This window comes from Ottowia sp. VDI28 (assembly GCF_049532675.1).
Classification (GTDB): domain Bacteria; phylum Pseudomonadota; class Gammaproteobacteria; order Burkholderiales; family Burkholderiaceae_C; genus Ottowia.
Genome location: NZ_CP149820.1, coordinates 4306021 through 4329268, shown reverse-complemented (window position 1 = coordinate 4329268; position 23248 = coordinate 4306021). Strand labels below are relative to the sequence as shown.

22 protein-coding genes and 1 pseudogene are annotated in these 23248 nt (G+C 63.2%); 9 read left to right on the top strand and 14 right to left on the bottom strand.

All coding sequences use genetic code 11. The features are described from left to right. Window positions 1-777 precede the first annotated feature (777 nt). Complete coding sequence (locus tag WJU18_RS20605) at window positions 778-1755, top strand: Bug family tripartite tricarboxylate transporter substrate binding protein (RefSeq protein WP_423455254.1); 978 nt, start codon at window positions 778-780, stop codon at window positions 1753-1755. A gap of 81 nt (window positions 1756-1836) precedes the next feature. Here WJU18_RS20605 and WJU18_RS20600 read toward each other — a convergent pair whose 3' ends face one another. The 6 genes from WJU18_RS20600 to WJU18_RS20575 all read right to left on the bottom strand — a co-directional run bounded on the left by WJU18_RS20600 (window position 1837) and on the right by WJU18_RS20575 (window position 6764). Continuing rightward, a complete protein-coding gene (locus tag WJU18_RS20600) occupies window positions 1837-2466 on the bottom strand; it encodes an RluA family pseudouridine synthase (RefSeq protein WP_423455253.1) in 630 nt (209 codons plus the stop codon). A 3-nt stretch (window positions 2467-2469) separates the two neighbouring features. Then, entirely contained in the window at window positions 2470-3774 is a 1305-nt protein-coding gene (locus WJU18_RS20595) for a c-type cytochrome (protein WP_423455251.1), read from the bottom strand. After that, on the bottom strand, window positions 3771-4532 hold the full coding sequence (locus WJU18_RS20590; RefSeq protein WP_423455249.1) for a c-type cytochrome: 762 nt from the start codon (window positions 4530-4532) through the stop codon (window positions 3771-3773). The genes WJU18_RS20595 and WJU18_RS20590 overlap by 4 nt, the downstream gene beginning before the upstream one ends. Window positions 4533-4619: 87 nt before the next feature. Further along, a complete protein-coding gene (locus tag WJU18_RS20585) occupies window positions 4620-5666 on the bottom strand; it encodes a 6-phosphofructokinase (RefSeq protein ID WP_423455247.1) in 1047 nt (348 codons plus the stop codon). A 13-nt stretch (window positions 5667-5679) separates the two neighbouring features. Continuing rightward, the gene (locus WJU18_RS20580; protein ID WP_423455245.1) at window positions 5680-6267 is read right to left on the bottom strand and encodes an OmpA family protein; all 588 of its coding nucleotides are present in this window, start codon (window positions 6265-6267) and stop codon (window positions 5680-5682) included. Next, on the bottom strand, window positions 6264-6764 hold the full coding sequence (locus WJU18_RS20575) for a FecR family protein (protein ID WP_423455244.1): 501 nt from the start codon (window positions 6762-6764) through the stop codon (window positions 6264-6266). The genes WJU18_RS20580 and WJU18_RS20575 overlap by 4 nt, the downstream gene beginning before the upstream one ends. Window positions 6765-6978: 214 nt before the next feature. Between WJU18_RS20575 and WJU18_RS20570 the strand changes: the two genes are divergently transcribed. The 5 genes from WJU18_RS20570 (at window position 6979) to WJU18_RS20550 (ending at window position 12034) form a co-directional block, all read left to right on the top strand. Then, complete coding sequence (locus WJU18_RS20570) at window positions 6979-7911, top strand: tRNA dihydrouridine synthase (protein WP_423461058.1); 933 nt, start codon at window positions 6979-6981, stop codon at window positions 7909-7911. 210 nt (window positions 7912-8121) lie between these two features. After that, complete coding sequence (locus WJU18_RS20565) at window positions 8122-9084, top strand: tripartite tricarboxylate transporter substrate binding protein (RefSeq protein WP_423455242.1); 963 nt, start codon at window positions 8122-8124, stop codon at window positions 9082-9084. Window positions 9085-9107: 23 nt separating this feature from the next. Further along, a complete protein-coding gene (locus WJU18_RS20560) occupies window positions 9108-9953 on the top strand; it encodes a TauD/TfdA dioxygenase family protein (RefSeq protein WP_423455241.1) in 846 nt (281 codons plus the stop codon). 31 nt (window positions 9954-9984) lie between these two features. Beyond that, entirely contained in the window at window positions 9985-11043 is a 1059-nt protein-coding gene (locus WJU18_RS20555; RefSeq protein WP_423455239.1) for a 3-keto-5-aminohexanoate cleavage protein, read from the top strand. 16 nt (window positions 11044-11059) lie between these two features. Beyond that, window positions 11060-12034, top strand: coding sequence for a quinone oxidoreductase family protein (locus tag WJU18_RS20550; RefSeq protein ID WP_423461057.1), 975 nt, complete (start codon window positions 11060-11062; stop codon window positions 12032-12034). Here WJU18_RS20550 and WJU18_RS20545 read toward each other — a convergent pair. After that, window positions 12021-13057: pseudogene (locus WJU18_RS20545) on the bottom strand (AraC family transcriptional regulator). The gene WJU18_RS20550 and the pseudogene WJU18_RS20545 sit on opposite strands and share 14 nt — an antisense overlap. Window positions 13058-13167: 110 nt before the next feature. Here WJU18_RS20545 and WJU18_RS20540 point away from each other — a divergent pair. Continuing rightward, the gene (locus WJU18_RS20540) at window positions 13168-14124 is read left to right on the top strand and encodes a DUF808 domain-containing protein (protein WP_423455238.1); all 957 of its coding nucleotides are present in this window, start codon (window positions 13168-13170) and stop codon (window positions 14122-14124) included. 18 nt (window positions 14125-14142) lie between these two features. Here WJU18_RS20540 and WJU18_RS20535 read toward each other — a convergent pair whose 3' ends face one another. Next, a complete protein-coding gene (locus WJU18_RS20535) occupies window positions 14143-14268 on the bottom strand; it encodes a hypothetical protein (RefSeq protein ID WP_423455237.1) in 126 nt (41 codons plus the stop codon). A 35-nt stretch (window positions 14269-14303) separates the two neighbouring features. After that, complete coding sequence (locus tag WJU18_RS20530) at window positions 14304-14969, bottom strand: NUDIX hydrolase (protein ID WP_423455236.1); 666 nt, start codon at window positions 14967-14969, stop codon at window positions 14304-14306. Window positions 14970-15197: 228 nt separating this feature from the next. On the opposite strand from WJU18_RS20530, the gene WJU18_RS20525 reads away from it, so the two are divergent. Both WJU18_RS20525 and gshA read left to right on the top strand, forming a co-directional pair. Further along, window positions 15198-16112: an SDR family NAD(P)-dependent oxidoreductase gene (locus WJU18_RS20525; RefSeq protein ID WP_423455234.1), complete on the top strand. Its 915-nt coding sequence runs from the start codon at window positions 15198-15200 to the stop codon at window positions 16110-16112. A gap of 429 nt (window positions 16113-16541) precedes the next feature. Continuing rightward, entirely contained in the window at window positions 16542-18104 is a 1563-nt protein-coding gene (gshA, locus tag WJU18_RS20520; RefSeq protein WP_423455232.1) for a glutamate--cysteine ligase, read from the top strand. 156 nt (window positions 18105-18260) lie between these two features. Here the strand turns inward: gshA and WJU18_RS20515 are convergent, their stop codons facing one another. From WJU18_RS20515 to WJU18_RS20495, 5 genes are all read right to left on the bottom strand, one after another. Continuing rightward, on the bottom strand, window positions 18261-19232 hold the full coding sequence (locus tag WJU18_RS20515) for a quinone oxidoreductase family protein (RefSeq protein WP_423455230.1): 972 nt from the start codon (window positions 19230-19232) through the stop codon (window positions 18261-18263). Between the two features lie 64 nt (window positions 19233-19296). Continuing rightward, complete coding sequence (locus WJU18_RS20510) at window positions 19297-20271, bottom strand: Bug family tripartite tricarboxylate transporter substrate binding protein (protein ID WP_423455227.1); 975 nt, start codon at window positions 20269-20271, stop codon at window positions 19297-19299. Between the two features lie 45 nt (window positions 20272-20316). Continuing rightward, window positions 20317-21147 carry an SDR family NAD(P)-dependent oxidoreductase gene (locus WJU18_RS20505; protein ID WP_423455225.1) on the bottom strand — a complete coding sequence of 277 codons (831 nt, stop codon included), beginning with the start codon at window positions 21145-21147 and terminating at the stop codon, window positions 20317-20319. Window positions 21148-21170: 23 nt separating this feature from the next. Beyond that, window positions 21171-22229, bottom strand: coding sequence for a 3-keto-5-aminohexanoate cleavage protein (locus tag WJU18_RS20500; protein WP_423455224.1), 1059 nt, complete (start codon window positions 22227-22229; stop codon window positions 21171-21173). 28 nt (window positions 22230-22257) lie between these two features. Then, window positions 22258-23211, bottom strand: a complete 954-nt coding sequence (locus tag WJU18_RS20495) for a porin (protein WP_423455222.1) — start codon at window positions 23209-23211, stop codon at window positions 22258-22260. Between the last annotated feature and the right edge of the window lie 37 nt (window positions 23212-23248).

The window sequence follows — 23248 nt, the reverse complement described above, 5'->3', positions numbered from 1 at the left end:
CGAAAGGCGAGTTGATCGAGCGGTAGGCTCCGCTGTCTTGGCTCCTTCCCCCGCTGGGGGAAGGTTGGGGGCAGCCATCCGGTGGGGGCGCCCGGCGTAGGGGCTTTCACGGCTGGTTGATCTGAACGGCTTTCTGCTTCTTACTGACCTTCTGCTGTTTGATCCAAGGTCGGAAGCCGGGATTGCCCCCGGCAGTGCAGTCACCTTCTTTGCTCGCCCAAAGAACGTAACCCAAGAAAGGCGCCCCCACTTGCCGCGTCCCTGCGCTTCGCTCCGGGCAACCTGCGGTGCTTGATCATGGGGTGGTGCCGTCGAACTCGCTATGTTCACTTCGTTCACGCCGCTCGAACAACGCCGGCAAGCTAGAGCACGAAGCAGGAGCATCTTGCAGTGCTCCTGCCCACCCCACGCTCTGCGCTCCTCGGCGCGGCCAGAGGGGGTGGATACCTGGCTCGGGCCATGGCTTCGCTCGGCCTCCGAATTGCTGGATTCCTGCTTGCGCAGGAATGGCAATTTGATCAAACAGCGTGACGCTGTTTGATCGTTCCGCTGAAGAGTGGGGTGCGTCGCTAAGTGATTGAAATCAAAGGATGAAAAAATCTGTTCGTTGAGAGCTTCATCGAAGGACCTGTCCGAACGATAGTAGTGAATTCATCAGTGTTGCCCTAGGGTTTCACCCGACTGCGAAGGACGCGATGCCCCGCCTGCCGTGAGAGCACTATGCATTGAAGGGCGTGGTTTCTAGCATCGAGTTTGTTCAAAACTGGAGACAACATCATGAACCTCTTGCCATCGCGACGCGCATTCCTTTCAGCGTCCGCTATGCTGGCCGCTGGTGCGCTTTCGCCGGCTACTTGGGCGCAGCCGGGAACGATCAAGTTCGTTCTCCCGAACGCAACGGGCTCTGGTGTCGATGCCATGACCCGTGCCGCGGCGCCTGCTTTGGGGAAGGTGCTGGGTGCCTCGGTGGTGGTGGAAAACCAGCCCGGTGCTGGAGGTGTTGTGGGACTGCAAACACTGGCGCGTTCGCCCACGGACGGCAGCGTTCTCTCGGTGGTCTCGAACAATGTCGTGATCCTGCCCAGTGTGTTGAAGTCGCTGCCTTTCAGCATGCCGGACGATTTCACGCCGATTGCAATCGTTGGGCAAACCCCAATGGTGCTGGTGGCCAACCCGCACAAGATCACTGCCACGAATGCCCGTGAATTCTTCGCACTACTCAAGGGCAGTCCATCGACTTTCAATTTTGGTTCTGGCGGCAACGGGACGATACTGCACTTGGCAACGGAGATGGTGCTGGACGCGGGCGGGGTGAAAGCCAAGCACATCCCTTACCGTGGGGTGGGCCCCATGGTGACGGACCTCATCGGCGGGCAAGTCGATTTCGGCACGGCCGCGCTCAGCAGCGTCCAACCGCACATCAAGAGCGGCGCGTTGCGGGCACTTGGCGTCTTGACCACCGAACGCTCTCAAGCGGCACCAGAGATTCCGACGCTGGCTGAGCAAGGGCTTGCCAATTTCTCTGTCGAAGCTTGGTTAGCCGTCATCGGGCCGAAAGGGATGAGCGCATCGGCGGTCAGAAAGGTGCACGCTGCCGTGGTGGCGGCGTTCGACGATCCGGCCATCAAGGACGTGATGGCGAAGCAGGGTAATTCGATTCAAGTCGGAAGCAGCGAGCAAGCGGTTGCTACCTTCCGCAGCGAACTGGCCAAGTATGCCGCGCTCGTGAAGAAGGTGGGCCTCGAGCCTCAATGAATGGCGGCAAGAGGCGGTATCGATTTGGTGAGCAGCAGGGAGCGGAAGCGCGAATCTGCAGAGGAGATCACAAACACGCTCTCAAAACGGCACTTTGCTGACGAAATGGAGCGCCTTGCCAGACTCAGGGTGGTCCAGCCACAGCTCCTTGGCATGCAGCATCAGCCGTTCGGCCCTATCTTCGGGGCCGTAGAGGGTGTCGCCCACGATCGGGTGGCCCAGGGCCTGTAGGTGCACACGCAACTGGTGCGATCTTCCCGTCACGGGTTCAAGCAGAAGGCGTGTGGTGCCGCGCCCTTCGTCATGCGAGAGTGCTTTCCAGCGCGTGCGGCTCGGCTTGCCGCCGTTGTGCTCGACCTTGCTGCGCGGCCGGTTCGGCCAATCGATCAGCAGCGGCAGATCGATTTCGCCCCAGCCGTCCTCAGTGCCGGGGGCGGGCAGGTGTCCATGAACGATGGCTTCGTACTGCTTGTGAACCTGCCTCTCGGCGAAGGCTGCCGAGAGGCGCCGCTGTATCTCCGTGCCGCGCGCCAGCAGCATCAGCCCGCTGGTGGCCTGATCCAGCCGGTGCACCACGAGTGCATCTGGCCAACGCTGCTGCGCCCGTGCGGCCAGGCAATCGGATTTGCCTTCGCCGCGCCCCGGCACGGCCAGCAGGCCGGCGGGTTTGTCCAGCGCCAGAAGGAACGCATCCTCATGGAGCACCTGCATCGATCAATCCAGCGTGCTGCGTGACTCAGCGCGCATGCTGTGCACGTTCAACACGGAGACTTCCGGCGCCTGATTGCCCCAGCTGTTGCGGATATAGCTCAACACCGATGCAATTTCCCGATCGTTCAGGCTCAGAACGAAGGGCGGCATGCCGAAGGGGCGGGGGTGGCCAGCGGTGGAGGCGCCAAATCCGCCGTAGAGCAGCACTTGCAGAAGGTTTTCTGTGCGGGGCAGCGTCACCATGCGGTTGCCGGCCAGAGGCGGATAGGCGTTTTCCACACCCTGACCCTGGCTGCCATGACAGGCGGCGCAGTTCTTTTCATAGATCTTCTCGCCCGCGGTAATGGCGCCGCTCAGCCGGCCTGGGGTGGTGGCGGGTACAGAAGCTGTCTTTGTCTGCGGCAGTGATTTGAGGTAGCTTGCCATGGCCGAGAGATCGGCGGTGTTCAGGTACTGCGTGCTTTGGCTGATCACCTCGGCCATGGGCCCGCTGGTGCTGGCACTGCGCGCATAGCCGGTGGCAAGCAGGCGGATAATGTCCTGTTCAGGCCAGTCACCCACACCGGCCTCGTGGGCGGAGAGCAGCGATGGCGCGTACCAGCCCTGGGCCGGCATCAGGCTTCCTGAGAAATCCTGCCAATCGGCGCCGGCCAGCGAGTCTCTCGGCGCGTGACAGGCTGAGCAGTGCGCCAGGCCGCGAACCAGGTAGGCGCCACGGTTCCACTCCTGGCTGCGCTTCGGGTCCTCGCGGTAGGTGCCGGGCTGGAAATACAGCGCGCGCCAAACAGCCAGCGCGGCCTGGGTGCCGTAGGGCCAGCTCAGTTGATGCGCCGGTGCGGGCGCCTTGACCGGAGGCAGGCTCTGCAGATAGGCATACAGCGCGTCGGAATCAGCGCGCACGATCTGCGTGGTGTGGGTATAGGGGAACGCCGGGTACAGAAGCCGCCCGTCGCGTGAGCGGCCGTGATGCAGGGCGCGCCAGAATGCCGCGGCGCTCCATTGGCCGAGGCCAGTGGAGGCATCAGGTGTGAGGTTGCTTGAATACAGTGTGCCAAACGGCGTGGCAAAGGGGCGCCCGCCTGACCAGGGCTCGCTGCCCCTGGCGGTATGGCAGGCCATGCAATTGCCCGCCTTGGCCAGATAGGCGCCGCGTTCCCGCAGCGCGGGCAGATCAGCCGCAGCGGCTACAGGCTCGGCAGTGCCGGACACATCCACGCCGTCGTTGTAGTTCACATGCCAGAGCCAGCCCGCCAACAGTACGGCGAGTGCCAGCACAGCGAGCACGATGGTCTTGATCACGCGGCTCATCGCTTCGCTCCTGGCTCAGGCGCGCTGCCGCATTTGAGGTCGAGGGCACTTTCGGCTGACGCGGTCAGACGAGGCGCCGGATGGGCATTGGCCGGAACCGGTTGGCTGGAGAGCCAGGCGATGGCGGCATAGGCATCGCTATCAGGAAGGCGCTGCACGATGGTGGCCATGCAGTCGGGGGCGTGGGCGCGCCGCTGCCCGGTTCTCCAGCCTCCTAGTTGAGCCATGAGGTAGTCGGTGGGCAGGCCGATCAATCCGGGGATATTGGGTTGCGTGCCGGTGAGGGTTGTGCCGTGGCATTGCACACAGGCCGGAACGCGCAGGGCGGCATCGCCATGCTGCACGAGGGTGCGGCCCCGCTCCAGGACGGCTGCCGATGGCGGGCTCGCGGGCGTGGCGGGGGGCGGGTAGGGCACTTCCATGGCAGCGAAATGACGGGCGATTTCCATCAGGTAGGCATCGTCCAGAAGATCCACCATGCGTGTCATCAGCCCATAGTGGCGCCGGCCATCGCGGAAGTTGAGCAACTGGTTGTAGAGATAGCCCGCCGGCTTGCCTGCGAGCCGCGGATAGTAGCCATCCGGGCCCGCCCGGCCCTGCTCGCCGTGGCACGATATGCACGCCAGCGTACGCTGCGCGATGCTGTCTTCGAATGCCGGCGCGGCTGCCGCGCTACCGATCGTGAAAGAGGCAAGGGCAGCCCATGCCGAAAATGCCAGCCGTGGGAGGCTGATTCTTGTAAATACCCCGAAATTCATGACATCACCGTAAGCGCACTTGGCAACCGTTATACGCGCCAAGCGGTGCAGTTGCCGGAGAGCGGATAGCGCTCCCCTAGCCTGATGTTACTCGCCCAGGCAGACGCCGATATCCCGCGCGGTTTCCAGCAGCGGATGGTCGAGCGGAACCTGCCGCGTGCGGTCGGCCACTTCTTCGAGCGCGATGCTGCCCATGGCGCCATGCTCCAGCGTCACCATGCGGTTGAACTGGCCAGCCTCCAGCAGTTGCGCTGCGTGGTTGCCGAACTGCGTGGCCAGCACGCGATCGAATGGCGTCGGGGAGCCGCCGCGCTGCACGTGGCCGAGCACGGTGGCGCGCACCTCGCTGTGCAGCTGAGGCTCCAGCATCGTCCGCAGATGGTGAGCCACGCCGCCCAGCCGGATAGGGTCGGGGCTGTCCTGGATCATGCGCTCCACCGTGAGCTCGCCGCCGCGCGGCTTGGCGCCTTCGGCGATGCAGATCACGGTGTAGCGCGGCTTGGCTTCGCGCTGACGGCAAAGTTCGATCAAAGCCTCGGGGTCGAAATCGATCTCGGGCAGCAAAATGGCATCGGCAGCACCTGCGATACCTGCTTCCAGCGCGATCCAGCCGGCATAGCGGCCCATGGTCTCGACGATCATGACGCGGCCATGGCTCTGGCCAGTGGTCTGCACATGCTCCAGCGCCTGGGTCACAGTCGCCACGGCAGTGTCGAAGCCGAAGCTCCGCTCGCAGCCTTCGATGTCGTTGTCGATGGTCTTGGGAACACCAACGATGGGCAGGCCGCGCTCGGCAAGGCCGTGGGCGATTGTCATGGTGCCGTTGCCGCCGATGGCCACCAGGGCGTCCAGTCCCAGCACGCCGGCCTGAGCCAGGGCCTGCTCCGTGGATTCCTTGCTGGCCAGGGGATTGGCGCGGTTGCTGGTGCCCAGGATCGTGCCGCCCGAAAAAAGGATACCGCTCACGGCATCCCAATCCAGGGGGTGTACCCGGCCTTCCATGAGGCCGGCGAAACCGTCTTCAATGCCGATCACCTCGGCCTGGCAGCAACGCATCAATGATTTGGTGACCGCGCGGATGACCGCGTTCAGCCCTGGACAATCGCCGCCACCGGTCAGTACGCCTACTCGCATGCTTCGGGCACCTTCAACGCACGACGATTTCGACGCGCCGATTGCGCGGCTCATCGACTTCGTCTGCTGTCTGCACCGCGGGTTCGCGCTCACCGCGGCCGATAGCTCGGACACGGAGGGGAGAGAAGCCGCGCTGGATCAGCATTTCGCGGATTGCATAGGCGCGCTGCCGGGACAGCGCGTCGTTGGAGGATACGGTGCCCACACGATCGGTATGACCGATCACCAGGATTTCTCCGCCGGGGCGGGCCACTGCCTGCGACAGAATGCCGCTCAAGGTGGCCTCTGATTCCGATGTCAGCATGGAGCCGCCCACCACAAAATAGAGCATGAAGCGCTCATCGCCAGGCGGCTGCACGGCCAGCAGTCCAGAGTAGCGGCGTTGCACTTCCTGCGCATTGCTTTGTTCCAGGGCGATGCCGCCGCTCCGGCTGACACTGGCCACCTCATAAGGCGTGGCAACCCTCTGTGTGGCGGTGGCGGTCTTGACCTCGACCGCGCTTGGCCGTCCGTTGGGCTGTGGCAGCAAGGTCACCCGCGTGGCGGGCGCGCAGCCCGCCAGAATGGCCAGGAAGCCCACGGCCATCAAGAGTGCTTTCATTTGGCTTCTTTGGCGTCGACGATGAAATCCGTGCCGCGCACGCCGATCACGGCTGTGGGCGTCCGGACGCTCACTTTCTCGGGCGTGAGCTTGGCAATCAGACCGGTGACAACGCGCAGGGTGCCGCGCAACAGTTTGACCGCCATGTTGCCTTCCTGGGTAGTGGCGTCGAAGGCGAAGTCCTCGAGCTCGAGTGTGCTGTCGGGGCCCACGGAAAGAATGGTGCCATCTTCGAGTTTCAGGGAAGCCGCGCTGTCGGCGCCGGTGACGAGCCGATCAGCACGGGAGAAGCCGCCACCCACGACAGCGGCACGGCGGACATCGGCGCGGATCAACGTGACCTCACCCTGTACGGCCTTGAACGTTCCCTGGCGATCATCGCTTGGAGTGATGCTGGAGGGCGGCTCCTGTGCGGAAGCACCAGCGCAAGCCAGAATGGTGACCAATAGGAGCAGGAAGGTGCGATAGCCACTCCTGATACGAAAACATGACGGCATTCTTGATTGTTCTCCCTGAACTTATTCCTCGAATCCTACAGTAGGGCATGTAATCCATTCAAACGCGCGGGAGCTCGATTCGATGACATGTCCCGAATGCATCGGTGGTTGTACTTATAAATAGTTACAGCTGGTTAACGGGGTGCAGGTGGCGCGACAATAGCGTCCCGGCTGTTTTTCCCGGATTTCAGATTTGGCTATCTTGCTTGCCCCCATGGAGGGCTTACTCGACCATACATTGCGCGACGTGCTCACCCGTGTAGGAGGAGTGGACCGGTGTGTGTCGGAATTCATCCGCGTGACTGATCAATTGCTGCCGCCGCGCGTGTTCACACGCGTGGTGCCCGAGCTTTTGAACGGCAGCCGCACGCCTGCTGGCGTGCCGGTGCGCCCGCAGTTGCTGGGCTCCGATCCGGCATGCCTGGCCGAGAACGCCGCGCGGTTGGCCGAGTTGCAGCCTGCCGGCATCGATCTCAATTTTGGCTGCCCGGCGAAGACGGTGAATCGCCACCGAGGCGGTGCGGTGCTGCTGGACGAGCCTGAGCTGATTCACCGCATTGTGGCCGCCGTGCGCCGCGCCGTGCCCGCCGGGATACCGGTTTCAGCCAAGATCCGTCTCGGAGTGCAGGACGGCACGCGCGCCATTGAATGCGCGCAGGCCATCGACACTGCGGGTGCTGACGACATGGTCGTGCACGCCCGCACCAAGGCACAGGGGTATCGCCCGCCCGTGGACTGGGAGCGCGTGGCTGATATCCGTGCAGCCGTCGCCTTGCCGGTAGTGGCCAACGGCGACATCTGGACCATGCAGGATGCGCAGCGGTGCAGGGAGGTGACGGGCTGCGGAGATCTGATGATTGGCCGGGGCATGGTGCGCGATCCCGGCTTGGCGCGCTGTATTCAGGCGCAGTCGGCGCAGGAGGCGCGGCCCGCCAACTGGATGGAATTGCTGCCGCTCATCGGGGAGTTCTGGCGGCAGGTCAGCGGCCGGGTAGAGCATCGGCACCGCGCAGGCCGGCTCAAGCAGTGGCTGAGTTCGCTGCGCTCGCGCCACCCCGAGGCGCAGGCGGCCTTCGATGAACTGCGCCTGGTGCACGATCCAGTACGGATTGAGGCTTGGCTTTCCCGCGCGCTGCTGCTGTCCTAAAACGCATTCACGTGCTCCCGTGTCCCTGGGATCGTAAACACGTTCACAACCGGGAAGGTGAGTAGACGGGCCTCATTGGCGTTCCTTGGCATGGATTCGCTTGTCCCAAATAAGCAAATCGCTGACCCAACGGAGCAAGTTTCCAGAGGGGGTGTCCTCCATACTTGATGCATATCGATTCCACCCACGGAACATCAAGGAGACAACACGATGAGAGCGACGCTGAAAGTGGCTGCACGCGCCACCATGGCACTCGCGGGATGGGCGCTGGCCGCCAGTGCCTGGGCATGGGCCGACCGCCCCGTCAAGCTGATCGTGCCGGCGCCGCCCGGGGGCACCACGGACATCATTGCCCGTGTTTTCGGGCAGCAGTTGTCCGCCGATATCGGGCAGCCGGTGATTGTCGAGAACAAGCCCGGCGCGGGTGCCGCCATCGGCCTGCAGGCCATGCTGCAAGCCCCGCCTGACGGCAATACGCTGGCGATGGTGCCCAGTAACGTGCTGACCGAAATCCCGCATGTCATGAAGGTCTCGTATGACCCGCTCAAGGACATCCTCCCAGTGGCATCCCTGGTCCGCTCGGGGGTGGTGCTGGTCACGCCGGCAAGCATCCCCGCGAATGATTTTGCAGGCCTGCTGACCTACCTGAAGACCCGCAAGGGGGCTTACTCCACCTACAGCCCGGGCACGGCTTCCCACTATGCCGGCCTGATCCTGAGCGACAAGGCTCATCTGGACATGCAGCACATCGGCTACCCAGGCTCTCCGCCCGCGCTGCAAGCTCTGATGGGCGGGCAGGTCGATTTCATGTTTGACGGAATCCTGACTTCTCTGCCACTCATCAAGAGCGGCAAGCTGCGCGCCTACGCTTTTTCGGGCAAACAGCGCTCACGCCTGCTGCCTGATGTGCCCACCACGGCCGAGGTAGGTTACCCGGATCTGCAGTTCATGGGCTGGATCGGTCTGGTGGGCTCACCCAAGCTTCCGGCGGATGTGTTGGCCAAGATCCATGCAGCCGTGAAGAAAGCCGCGAACGACCCAGGCGTGCAGAAGCGCCTGGCCGAACTGGGTGAGCCCGATCTGAGCATTGATACCGCCGCGCTCGAACGTGAAAACAAGGCAACGTCGGAGCGCAACGCCGCCATCGTCAGGAAGTACAACATCAAGAACTGAGCCCTTTGCGCAGGAGATATGTCATGAAGATCAGACAACTCACGCCCGCCATAGGCGCCGAGATATCCGGGATCCACCTGGGGGAGGCCTCACGGAATGCAGATCTGTTCGCTGAAGTCAAGGCGGCTTTGCTCAAGCACCGTGTTCTGTTCTTTCGCGGCCAGGACATCACGCGGGCCGAGCACGTGGCATTCGCGGGTTGCTTCGGCCCGCTCGAAGATCACCCGGTGGTGGGCAGCGATCCCGAGCACCCCGGCTTGGTGCGCATCTACCGCAGCGACAATCCGCACAGCTACGAAAACGTCTATCACTGTGACGGCCTCTGGCGCCCCAACCCCGCCATGGGCGCGGTGCTGCGCTGCATCGAATGCCCGGAGATGGGCGGCGACACCATTTGGGTGAACATGGTGAAGGCCTACGACGAGCTGCCGGACTACATCAAGGTGCAGATCGCCAACCTGCGCGCCAAGGCCAGCATCGAGCACAGCTTCGGCGCTGTGATGACACCCGAGGCACGCGCCAAGCTGGTGCAGGAGCATCCCGCCGCCGAGCATCCCGTAGTGCGTACCCACCCCGAGACGGGCGAAAAAATCCTTTTCGTGGGGGCGGGTTTCACCTCGCACTTCGTGAACTGGAGCACGCCCGAGAACGTGCGCCACGGCATCGACAAATCGCCAGGCGCATCGCTGCTGCTGAACTACCTGACCAGCCGCGCCAGCATTCCGGAATACCAGGTGCGCTGGTCGTGGAGACCGGGCGATATCGCGGTCTGGGACAACCGCAGCACCCAGCACTACGCCTGCAACGATTACTACCCCGCGCCTCGCAAGATGGAGCGTGCCGGCATCGTGGGCGACATCCCCTTCTAGCCCGACCACGCCCTGAAAACCGGAGATACGCATGAACTTCCTAGACGGCCACCTCTTCCCCGAGAACCAGCAACCGCTCATCATCACCGCCGCCCCCTATGCGCCGGGTTGGCTGCCTTCCGATTTCCCGGAAGACATTCCGGTCACGATGGAGGCGCAGATCCAGAAGGCTGTGGATTGCTACAACGCGGGCGCCACCGTGCTGCACCTGCATGTGCGCGAGCTCGATGGCAAAGGCTCCAAGCGCCTGTCCAAGTTCAACGAACTGATCGCTGGTGTGCGCAAGGCGGTGCCCGAGATGATCATCCAGGTGGGAGGATCCATCTCGTTCGCGCCGGAGAATGACGGCCAGGCCGCCAAGTGGCTCTCTGACGATACGCGCCACATGCTGGCTGATCTGGAGCCCGTGCCCGATCAGGTCACGGTCACCGTCAACACATCGCAGATGAATGTGACCGATCATGCGGAAGATGCCGACTTCGTGGGCACTTCACGCGAGAACCCGGTGCTGTTTCGTGCCTACAAGGAAATGACGGTGCCTGCGCAGCCGGAGTGGGTGGAAGAGCACATCCGCCGCCTGACGGCCAAGGGCATCCAGAGCGCCTTCCAGTGCTACAACACCAACAGCTTCGAATCGGTCGAGCGCCTGATGCGCCGCGGCTTCTACAAGGGGCCGCTGGTGATGAACTGGGTGGCGATCGGCGGCGGCATGGACACGCCCAACGTCTACAGCCTGGGCAATTTCATGCGCGGCATTCCCGATGGCGCCGTGGTCACGGTAGAGAGCAACGTGCGCAACGTGCTGCCGGTCAACATGATGGGCATTGCCATGGGCTTGCATGTGCGTTGCGGCACGGAAGATTGCCTGTGGAACCAAGACCGCAGCGCCAAGGCTAGCACCGTCTCGCAGATCGAGCAGCTCGTGCGGATTTCACGTGAGTTCGGCCGTCCCATCGCCACGGCAAAAGAAGCGCGTCAGATCAGCAGGATCGGCGTGTTCTATGACACCGTTGAGGAAACGCTGGCCCAGAACGGCTTTGCACCGAACCGCAATGGCGGCACGCAAGGCTTCCTGCGCAAGACACACTGAGGCGCACGTCATGAAGATGCAAGCAGTACGCGTGTTGCCCACAGCCGAGGGTGGCCAACTGGAGATACAAGATATCCCCGTTCCGGAGCCAGGCCCTGGTGAAGTGCGTGTACGTGTGCGCGCCTCTGGCATCAACTACGGCGAGATCAAGCACATGCGCGAACACCGCGCCGGCCAGCCCGTGACCGCCGGAGTCGAGTTCGCGGGCGAAGTCGAGCGGGTAGGCGAGCAGGTGCAGGGCTGGCGCGTGGGTGACCGCGTGATGGGCCACGGCCGGGCTTGCCATGCGCAATATGTAGTGGCCGCGCCGCTGGCGCTGATGCCCGTGCCTGACGATGTGTCCTGGACCGACGCCGCGGCTTTTCCTAACGTGTTCATCACGGCCCACGACGCGCTGGTCAGCAATGGCGGGTTGAAGGCAGGTGAGTCTGTTTTCATCAACGGGGCATCAGGCGGCGTGGGCATGGCCGCCATCATGGTCGCCTCGGCGCTTGGCGCGTCGCCCGTGATCGCGGCTTCGCGAGCCGCAGAGAAGCTGGAACGCCTGGCCGAATTCGGCATGGACGTGGGCATCAACGCCACCAGCCAGGATCAGGTCGAGGCGATCATGGTAGCTACCGGTGGCCAGGGGGTGGACGTCATCATCGATACCCTTGGCGGCACCGTTTTTGAAGACCATGTGAAAAGCTTGGCCGTCAAGGGCCGGCTGGTCAATCTGGCCCGCCTGGGCGGTGCCCAGTACGCGCGGCTTGACATCAACCTGCTGTGGCTGAACCGCCTGAAGCTGATGGGGGCGACCTTCCGCACGCGCAGCGAGCAGGAGCGCCTGGATTGCATACAGGCCTGCGCACGCGATCTGTTGCCATTCTTTCGCGCTGGCAAGCTGCGGCTCCCGGTGGAGCGTACTTTCCCTCTGCCCGCGATCGGCGAGGCGTACGACTACATCGTGCGCAGTCGGCACATGGGCAAGCTGGTGCTCATTCCGGATTGATCTGATGGACGGGTTGGCCGGCGCGTTGCCGGCGCCAGCCTGAGACGCTGGTGCCGAAGTTGGCGCGGAACCAGTGGCTGAAACTGCTGGGCCCGGAAAACCCTAGCAGCCCTGCCACTTCACCCAGCGGGAGATCGCTTTCCTGCAAGTGGCGCAGCACGAGTTCGGCGCGCACTTCATCCAGCAGGGCTGAGAAAGTATGCCCGTTGGTGACGAGGCGGCGGTGCAGTGTGCGGCGGTCCATGCCCAGATGGTGGGCGATTTGCTGAGCCGTGCAGCGGCCGCCAGGCAGCAGGGCGGTGATGAGTTCGCGGCAGGTGGCGTGAGTGCCTTCGTGGTGGCGGTGGAGCGCCGCGTCCAGGTAGTCACGTGCGAAGCGTGCAGCGCCCGGGTTGTCTGGCGTGCGCGGCAGTTGCATATCGGCCAGCGCGCAGACCATACCGTTGAAACTCTGGTTGAACGCCGGCAAGCGGCCGAAGAAAGTGTGATGGGCCGATGCGTCGGCCGGTGCGCGGTGCGTAAAGCACACCTGCAGAGGCCGCCATTGCGGCCCGATCAACTCGCGCAGGATGCGGAATTTCACCGCCACCGCCAACTCCATGGACTGCCGTGTCGGCACACCGGGAATTGGCAGCAACTCCTCCCGAACCAGCACTGTCGAGCCGGCGTCTTCCACGCGGGTCACCAGGGCGGCGCTCAGCAGCTTGAGGTAGCGGCACAGCGTGTCCAGCGCTTGCCGGGGGTGGGCTCTTCCTTCAGCACCAGGCTGATCGGGCCGAGGTTCGAGAAAGTGCGCCGCGCGGCCAACCGCAGTGCGAAGTCTTCCGCTCCCGTGGCGCGTGCGGTGCGTTCCAGCAGTTCGCGTACTGCGTGGCTGGGTATGAGTGTCTCGGGGTTGTCCAGCAGGCGGGCTGAAAGCCCCACGCCCCGTAGCAGGGCCTGGGGATCGTGCCCCAGCTCACGTACCAGCGTCACATAGCCATTCAGGCTGGCGCTGCGGATGAGCTGTTCGTTGGTGGGCATAGGCGCGTGCGGCAGTGCTTGGACGTACTTTCGTTTTTCTTCGCCATGATTCTAGAATCCCACGGCAAAGCCTTTTCATCCCTTCCGGGGTTTCATGAAAGTTCCACACTATGGCCTCCAGTTTGCTCGCCTTGCTCGACGATATTGCCACGCTGCTTGACGACATCGCCGTCATGACCAAGGTATCGGCCCGCAAGGCCGTTGCCATGTCGGATGATGTGGCGGTATTGACCAAGGTTTCCGCGCAGAAAACCGCGGGTGTGCTGGGCGATGATCTGGCCCTGAATGCGCAGCAGGTCACCGGCCTGAGTGCCAGCCGTGAGGTGCCGGTGGTCTGGGCCGTGGCCAAGGGCTCGCTTGTGAACAAGGCGATCCTGGTGCCTGCCGCACTGGCCATCAGTGCCTTCGCGCCTTGGGCGGTGACTCCCTTGCTGATGGTGGGCGGCGCATTTCTTTGCTACGAGGGGTTCGAGAAGATCGCCCACAAGTTACTACACAAGGCAGACGAAGCCGATGCGCACGAGGCCGAACTGGCAGCCGCCGCGGCCGATCCGAATATCGACCTGGTGGCCCTGGAGCGCGACAAGATCAAAGGCGCCATACGCACCGATTTCATTCTCTCGGCAGAGATCATTGCCATCACCCTCGGCACCGTGGCGGGGCAGCCTTTCTGGACACAGGTCATGGTCATGGTAGGCATCGCGCTCCTGATGACCGTGGGCGTGTATGGCTTGGTGGCCAGTATCGTCAAGCTCGACGATCTCGGACTCTATCTGAGCCAAAGAGCAAACGGCCTGGCTCGATCGATCGGCCGCGGCATCCTCGTGCTGGCTCCCTGGCTGATGAAATTTCTCTCGATCGCCGGCACGGCCGCGATGTTCCTTGTCGGGGGCGGCATTCTGGTACATGGCGTACCGGCGATCGCGCATTGGGCAGAAACCTGGGCGGCGGGCATCGGAGGGGTCGGCGGCACTCTCGCGGGAATGCTGGTCAATGCGGCCATTGGCATGGTCGCCGGCGCCATCGTGGTTGGCGCCGTGTCGATGGTCAAGCGGATCCGAGGATGATCTCCGTTGGAGATTCGTTCACCGATGAAAGGCGCTGAAGCCTCCTGGCGGCTGAAAGCGCTTGTCTTTCCAGATCAGCCGGGTAGGGCCGGGCAGGGCGCGTTCACGGACCGAATGCCGCTCGTCGCCAGGGTAGCAGAGCACGCGCGTGCCGTTCTCCTCGAATGACTCAGGTTCAATCAGGGGGGCCGGCGTGTGAGCGCATCCGATCGCGCTTCAGCCACACTTGCATAGCGAGCCAGATGCCCTATGCCGACAATTTGCGGCGGCGCCAGGTCGATGCGGCCGGACTCATAGTCACCCAGCGCGGCGCGAGGCGTCAGCCAAAGTGTTTCGGTGGTCTCGAAGTCATCGTGCCTGGCGGTTTGATTTTGCGGCGCGGCTGCCAGGAAAAAGCGGGTATCGAAGCGCTTGTTCATGACTGAGGGCCTGCGGGGGGTGATCCAGCGCGACCACGGAATGAGCGCATCCGTATCGAGTGTCAGTCCCAAGCGTGCGAGCAGGGCGCCGAAGGTCTCGCCTGCCTGCAGGCTGGCGCGGGCGGCGGCATCCACCGTGGCCACTTCCGCGTTGCCCACTTGCTGATAGAGCACGCCAGCCTCCTCGAAAGCCTCGCGCGCCGCGGCCACATAAAGACCCGCGGCCTGCTCATGTGTGAGCGCTGGTTCACCGACCCGCGCGTGCAGATCGGCAGGGGGTCTGTCCAGCCGTGCCAGCAGTTCCGCGCTGCTGTCTGGAGCATCCACCTTGCCACCCGGAAAGACGCACGCACCGCCCAGGACGCTCGAGTCGGTATGGCGGCGCACCAGCAGGACTTCCAGCCCCTCGGCGCCGTCGCGGATCATGACCACGCTGGCCGCATCGCGCGGGGGGTATCGATCACATTTGAATTCAGTTCCATCATCTGTTCTCCTCGCAAACTAGTGTAGTGTGACTTCATATGCATCCATATCACAGAGATGACAGCCATCCTGCCCGCCGGAGTAAGACGTGGCAGCCATTCCTTCTGGAGGGATGTAAAGTCGCGTGTTTGAGTAATTTGTACGTTAGTTCAAAAAACAAGGAGTGAATACATGAGCAACCCCCTCGACTATTCCGGCCGCGTGGCCATTGTCACTGGTGCTGGCGGCGGATTGGGGCGCCTGCACGCGCTGGGGCTTGCCGCGCGTGGTGCCAAGGTGGTGGTGAACGATCTGGGCGGCGCGGTGGACGGCAGCGGTGGTTCCGCCACGGCGGCACAGAAAGTGGTCGACGAAATCAAGGCCGCAGGCGGTGAAGCCATGGCCAACAGCGCCTCGGTGACGGATTTCGCCGCCGTGCAGGCCATGGTGCAGCAAACCATGGATACCTGGGGCCGTGTGGATGTGTTGATCAACAACGCCGGCATTCTGCGTGACAAGACCTTCGCCAAGATGGATGTGGCCGATTTCCGGCTGGTACTGGACGTGCACCTGATGGGTGCCGTGCATACCACCAAAGCAGTATGGCCGCACATGGTGGCCCAGAAGTACGGGCGCATCGTGATGACCACCTCGTCCACCGGCCTGTACGGCAATTTCGGCCAGAGCAACTACGGCGCCGCCAAGCTGGCCCTGGTGGGCCTCATGCAGACGCTGAGCTTGGAAGGGGCCAAGCACGATATCCGCGTCAACTGCCTGGCGCCGACTGCCGCCACCCGCATGACGGAAGGTCTTTTTCCCGCCGAAGTGCTTGCGGCGTTGCGCCCGGAAGCCGTGGTACCGGCCATGCTGGTCCTGGCTTGCCAGGATGCGCCCACCCGCACCACGCTGTGCGCGGGGGCGGGCACCTACGAGGCCGCTTATGTCACCATGACACATGGCAAGCACCTGGGCCTGACCGCCGACACCCCCGAGCGTCTGCTGGCCCATCTGGCCGAGGTGACCCGCCGTGAAGGGGACATGGTGCCCGCCAGCGGCGCCGACCAGGGTACCAATGAGATGACCCTGGCCATGGCCGCACGGGGCTGATCACCTCTAGGGCGTGTCATCAATTTAAACCCCCACGCGTTGCCAAGCCAGGGGGCGCCAGGCTAGGCGTGGAGAGCGCCGTGTACTGGTGTACACAAGCGAGCCACAACAACGCATGGCGCCCGCTGGCTTGGCAACCCTACGGGCTGGCTCGCCCTGCGGCGTCTACTTTGTCTGCAGGCTTGACCGTAGATCACTACGGCCTGCGCCTGCTTTCGCGTATCCATCCCCAGGGCGAGCCAGCGCGTGGGGGTTTTAATTGATGACACGCCCTAATTCCCCTTCTCCCGGAGGCGGGGAGAAGGGGCGGATCTGGTGTCTTTCTCTTTCGCCTAGCAGAATGCGAAAAAACCGCGGGAGTCCTTGCGCGCGCGGGATTTCGCTGCCTGTGATACCTTCGCCTCCCTGTCAGAGAGAACGAGACACGTTATGAACAAGCTGAAGAGCCGGCTGGCTGACCTTCCCGTGGCCCAGCTGCGGAGCATCAGCCGCGGCATTGAGAAGGAGAGCCTGCGCGTGCAGCCGGATGGCCGGCTGGCGCTCACACCCCATCCCGAAGCCCTGGGCGCGCCCTTGACGCACCCGAATATCACCACGGATTTCAGCGAATCGCAGATGGAACTGGTCACCGGCGTGCATGGCAGCGTGGAAAGCTGCCTCGCGGAGTTGACGCAGATCCACCAGGAAACCTACCGCGCGCTCGCAGCCGCCGGCGACGAGATGCTGTGGGTGTCGAGCATGCCCTGCGCGCTCCCTCCCGATGAAATGATCCCGCTCGGGTTCTACGGCAGTTCCAATGTGGCGAGGGCCAAGAGTGTGTACCGCATGGGCCTTGGCCACCGCTATGGGCGCCGCATGCAGACCATTTCGGGCATTCACTACAACTGGTCGCTGCCGGGTGTGACGAGCGATGAGTATTTCGCCCTGATCCGCAACTTCCGCCGCCATGCCTTCCTGCTGCTGGTGTTGTTTGGCGCGTCGCCGGCGGTCTGTTCGTGTTTCGTCGAGGGTCGGCCGCATGAATTGCAGCCGCTGGGATCGGACACCATGTACCTTCCGCATGCCACGTCGCTGCGCATGGGACGGCTGGGCTATCAGAGCGACGCGCAGGCTTCCCTGGCGGTGAGCTACAACAATCTCGACGGTTACGGCGCCTCATTGGAAGACGCGCTGACCAGGCCTTATCCGCCCTATGAGGCGGTGGGCATACGCAATCCCGGGGGCGACTACAACCAGCTTGCCACCACGCTGCTGCAGATCGAGAACGAGTTCTACGGCACCATCCGCCCCAAACGGGTGATTTTCCCTGGCGAACGGCCCTTGCATGCCCTGCGCGAACGGGGCGTGGAGTATGTCGAAGTGCGCTTGATGGACCTCGATCCTTTCGTGCCGATCGGCATCAAGGCCGAGACGGCGCGCTTTCTCGATATGTTCCTGCTGCATTCGCTGCTTTCCGATAGTCCGCCTGATACGCCGGAGGAGATCGCTGCGCTGGGCCGCAACCAGCACCGCACGGCGGCACGCGGACGTGAGCCGGGCCTCATGCTCGAGCGCGGTGGCCGCGAGGTTCTGCTGCAGGAGTGGGGCGCCGAATTGCTGGCGCAGTTCGGTCCTATCGCCGAAGCGCTCGACACCGCGCATGGCGGCAATGCCTACCGCACTGCGCTGAATGCCGCCACGGCGGCGCTGCATGCGCCGGAAACCCTGCCTTCGGCGCGCGTGCTGCGCAGCATGCAAGAGGAGTTTGGCGGTAGCTTCAAGAGCTTCGTGGGCGAGCGTTCCACGCAGACGCGCGCCGAGCTGCTGACGCTGCCGTTCGACGCTGATCTGCAAGCGCGTTTCAGCCGGCTGGCGGCCGAATCCGTGGAAGCGCGCAAGCGCATCGAAGCTGCGGACAGCATGCCATTCGAGCAGTATCGCCAGGAGTACACGTCCCCCAAGCGCCTGGGGCTGCGGGCGGGGGCGTTGATGGTTAACGCCGAATCAGTGTAAGAGCGCATTGGCGATCTCGCCGCAGGTTCTTTGCTGCACCGACTAGTGGCGACGGTATGGCGAGAAGTGCGGAGCGCCATGGGAAAAGGCCATCAGACGCAAAAAGACGGGCACGGAAACTGGAGCCGTGCCCGCCGCCAAGTCCGAAGAGGCAGATCAGGGCACCAGAACTGTGGACCCCACGGTTTTGCGCGATTCGAGCGCGGTCTGGGCCTGTCCGGCGTCGGCTAGCGAAAAAACTTGCTGAGGCTCGCTGACAATGCGTCCGGCCACCACGTGGCCGAACAGCTCCTTCGCCATTTCCAGCATATGGGCGCGCGGCTGGATGTAGTGCATCATCGCGGGCCGCGTCATCCAGAGGGACCCTTTTGCCGCGAGCAATTGGGAATCCACCACCACCGAGCCGGAAGACGTTCCGTTGCTGACGAGGCTGCCGCGCGGCTGCAGGCAATCGAGGGAATCCATCAGGGTGTCTTTTCCCACTGAGTCAAAGACCACGGGGACCCCTTTGCCATTGGTGATTTCCTTCACGCGCTGGACGATGTTTTCGCGCGAGGTCACGATGGTGTGCGCGCAGCCGTTGGCCTTGGCCAGCGCCGCCTTCTCATCCGTGCTCACAGTGCCGATCATCGTCACGCCCAGGGCTCGAGCCCACTGGCAGGCGATCAAGCCGACCCCGCCTGCGGCGGCGTGATAGAGGATCGTCTCGCCGCCTTTCAGGGGAAACACCTGGCGGAACAGGTATTGCGCCGTCATGCCCTTCATCATCAGCGTGGCCGCGGATTTATCCGAGATGCCGTCCGGCAGCGGAATGAGAACCTCCGCCGGCATCACGCGCACATCCGAATAGGCGCCTTGCGGGCCGATCAGATAGCCCACGCGATCACCCGGCTTGATGTCTTCCACACCGGGGCCCACGGCCTCCACCACGCCTACCGCATCCGAGCCCAATCCGTTGGGCAGGGCCAGCGGGTAACGTCCTGTGCGGAAGTAGGTGTCGATGAAGTTGAGCGCGATGTAGCTATGGCGCACGCGGGCTTGTCCCGGCCCGGGATCTCCGACCTCGACGTTTTCGTACTTCAGGACCTCGGGGCCACCCGTTTCATAAAAGCGTATTGCCTTGGCCATCGTTCACACTCCTGCTTTTAAACATGCGCTGTATGCGCGTATGCCATCTTTGATGGGATCTGTTTCAGTTCAACTTGATGCCGTAGGTTTTCACGATCTCGGCATTGCGCTCGAACTCCGCTTGCAAATCGGTTTCGAGTTGTGCACGCGAGCGCTTTTCCTTGATGAGTTCAAATCCGGTGCCCGTGTAGCGTTGATGCACGGCAGGCGATTCGTTGACCTTGGCCAGAACCGCATGGATCTTGTCCATCAGCGCAGGAGGGGTCTTGGCGGAAGCAAAGACACCAGACCAATTGCTGAAGTCGATGTCTGGATATCCGATTTCTGCCATGGTTGGCACGTTGGGGTATTCAGGCAATCGGCTTTTGTACGCGATGGCGAGCAGCTTGACTTTGTTCGCTGCTACCAGGGGCTTGGATGTCACCGAGCCATCGAACATGAGTGGAATCTGGTCGCCCATGATCTGCGTCAAGGCAGGTGCCGAACCAGGGAACGGCACATGCGTCATGTCCAGCCCGGCTTTCTTGTTCAGAATGACGCCCGCGTACTGGGAGGCCGTGCCCTGGCTGTACGAGGCGAACGACAATTTTCCTGGATGGCTTTTCACGTACGCGATGGCTTCCTTGGCATCGTTGGCAGGAAACTTCGGCGAAGCAATGAAGACCATGACCGAGCGGGCCATCTGCGCCACCGGTTTGATGTCCTTCAGCGGGTCGTATCCGACGTTGAGCACGTGCGGTACTTCGGTCAGGATGTTGGTGACCGTGACCAGCAGTGTCGTGCCGTCCGTGGGCTGCGAGAGCACGTACTTGGCCGCAATGGCTCCACCGGCTCCGGGCTTGTTTTCCACCACGACCGGCTGTTTGATTTCTTGCGACAACTGATCGCTGAAGGTCCGGGCAAACGCATCGATCGTGCCCCCGGCCGGTGCAGGCACCACGAGTTTGACCGGCTTGTCCGTGAAGGCGAAGCTGGTGGTCGCGAAGGAGAAGAGGGCAGCGGCAACTGCCAGCGAAGCTGTGGAAATAGGATTTTTCATGGCAATGGCTGAGGTGAGTGGAAACGATCGAAGAGCGGGATTCGTTTAAATGATGGATCCGCCGTTCGGGCTGATGACCTGGCCTACCAGGTAGTGATCGGCGCCGACGAGATGCAGCACGGTCTCCGCGTACTCTTCCGGCGTCCCCAACCGGCCCAGTGGCACGACCTGCCACAGCTGCCGGGCTTTTTCCTCGCCCACCTGATCCAGGTAGCGCTTGAAATCCGGTGTCATGATGCCCCCTGGCGCCAGCACGTTGACGAAGATGTTCGCGCCCGCCACTTCGGCCGCCACGGCCTTGGAGAATGCGATTACGGCGCCCTTCGTGGCGCTGTAGTGGGGCGAGTGCGCGCTGATCGGTGAATACCCGGCGACCGAGGCCACGTTCACGATCCGGCCGGAGCGCTGCGGCTCCATCAGGCGGAGTGCCGCCCGGGTGCCATAGAACACGCCGTCCACGTTCACGGCCCAGAAGCGCCGCCAATCTTCGTCGCTCATCTGGCTTGTGAACTTGAGTGTGTCGCGAGGCACGGGCGTCGTGATGTACCCATAGTGCTTGGCGCGGCGCGCTTCATCCTCGGGCTGGGCGGGGACAATGGCCGCATTGTTCACGAGGATGTGCACGGTTCCGAAACGGGCTTTCACCTCAGCGAAGAGGGCATCCACGTCGGCGCTGGAAGACACATCAGTCCGGCGCGCGAAGGCCTTGCATCCGCTCTTGGCGATTTCCTGCGCCAGGCTTTCCAGGCGGGCAGGCTCGCAGATGTCGGCCAGAACGACGGTCGCGCCGGCGGTGGCGAGCCTGCGTGAAATGGCTTGCCCCAGGCCACCGGCGGCTCCGGTGACGACGGCGATTTTCTTGTTCAGATCTGTCATGTGAGCCTGCTCGTTTCTGCTTTTCAAGCCACCTTGCGCAGGAAGCCTTGCTGGGCGCCGTTGCGGTTGGGAGCGAAGCCATTCTTTTCGAGGGTTTCTTCGGTGGTGTCGTAGAACACACCGATCTGGCACATCTCACGCGCTTGCTGGGGCGTGGCGACGGGGCGGCTCATTTCCCTGGAAATGCGCACCAGTTGCTCGATCTGCCTGGCCGTGCCCATCTTCTCGGTGCGCGTCTGGTTCCACAGGTTGTCTTCCGTGCCGCAGCGTACATGCAAGCCCATGGCGATGCCCATCACGTTGACCGGCAGCACGTTCAACACCGAGCTCTCCACCGTGACCACCGCGCCATCGGGCACCGCGCGCATGAAGTTGGCCAGGCTGTAGACGCTGGGAGAATCCATGCCCCCGCCAATGGCCACCCAGTTCATCACGAGGGGGCCCTTGTAGATGCCGCGGCGCATCAGGCGCTCCACCGATTCGAAGCTGTTGAGGTTGTAGCACTGGAAGGCGCTTTGAATGCCGGCGGCGCTCAGGCGGCGGATGTGCTCTTCGGCCCAGCCTGGCTGGGCGGGCACGGTCATCTCCTTGTAGGCGTTGAACACGGCGGGATCTTCCATGGAAGTGCCCTTGATGTCGCGCGCATCGAACTGCTCGAGCACGTTCATCTGCGAAGTGTTGATCGTCACGGTGACCTGATCGGGTTTGGGATCGAGCTCGGCGAGCATGTGACGGGTGTCGTCGCTGAGCCATTTGGCGGCGGCGCCGTCGGTTTCGGGGGCGAAGCTGATGGAGCCGCCGACCTGGATGATCATCTCGGGCACACGGGCGCGAACGCCGGCGATCAGTTCGTTGAACTTGGACAGGCGCTTGCTGCCGCGGCCGTCGAGTTCGCGCACGTGCAGGTGCAGCACCTGAGCGCCGGCGTTGTAGCAGTCCACGGCGCGCTGGATCTGGTCTTCCATGGTCACGGCGATCTCGCCGGGGAAGTCGCCAGGCATCCAGGAGGGCGCGTAGGGGGCTGCGGTGATGATCAGCGGCTGCTGGTTTTCGGGGAACAGATGGCCGTCGAGGAAGTTCATGATGCGTTTCCTTGTGAATGCAATAAGGTCAGAAGTTGTGGCGCATGCCCACGCTGTAATTGTTCAGGCCGTCCATGCGGAGATAGGCGGCGTAGAGGAAGCTGCGTTTGGAGAGGGCGTACTTGCCTTCCAGCAGCACGTTGGTGTATTTCTGCGAGCCCCATTCGTTCTTGAAGTCACGTGTCACGTCCAGCACCACGGACACCAAGCCTGCGGCGTACTTGCCGCCCAGCGTGGCGCCGCGCCGGCGGGCCTGTTCCTTGGCGGCGTATTGCAGAGAGGCGGCCAGGGTGAAGTTGCCGATGCTGTAGCGGCCTCCCAGCGCGTAGCTGGTCTTGGCATCCTGCACGCGGTTGGCCGAGAAGGCGACGACCACCGGGCCGCCGACATACTTCACGTGCATGTCCCACTTGGAGCGGGCTTCGTTGTTGATGACGTTGTCAGCCGCGAAGGTGTAGCCCAGGTCGCCGCTGAAGCCATTCAGGTTGGGCGTCTTGTAGGTGATGAGGCCACTGGTACGCGGGCCATTGCCTACCCAGTTGTACGTTGAGCCCACGACCGAGTAGACAGCGGCGCCGGTCAATTCCCAGTTGGCCAGGCCCCAGAAAGACGCATTGAGGCTGCGCCCGAGTTGCAGCGTACCCCAACCGCCTTCCGCCCACATCCTGGCGCTGCGGCCCCACATGCCCGCGCCTGCGCCGATGGAGTTGCCTTCGTTCAGGTCAATGCCGGTCTCCAGGGTGAAACCGATCTTGTTGCCCCCGCCTATGTCCTCGATGCCGCGCAAGCCGATATGTGAACCGACGTTGTTCATCAGGCTGCTGCTGACAAGCCCTGTCCCGCGTGTGTCGTTGCCGTTGGGTGCGCCGGTGTTGATCCTGCCAATACCCGCGTCCACGGCGCCGTACAGCGTCACGGAGGATTGGGCATAGGCGGCGCCGGACATGGCAAGCGTGACCAGAAGGGCCGTTTTCTTTTTCATCTAGGGTCTCCAGTAATGCTCCGCTTACCTGCGGAAA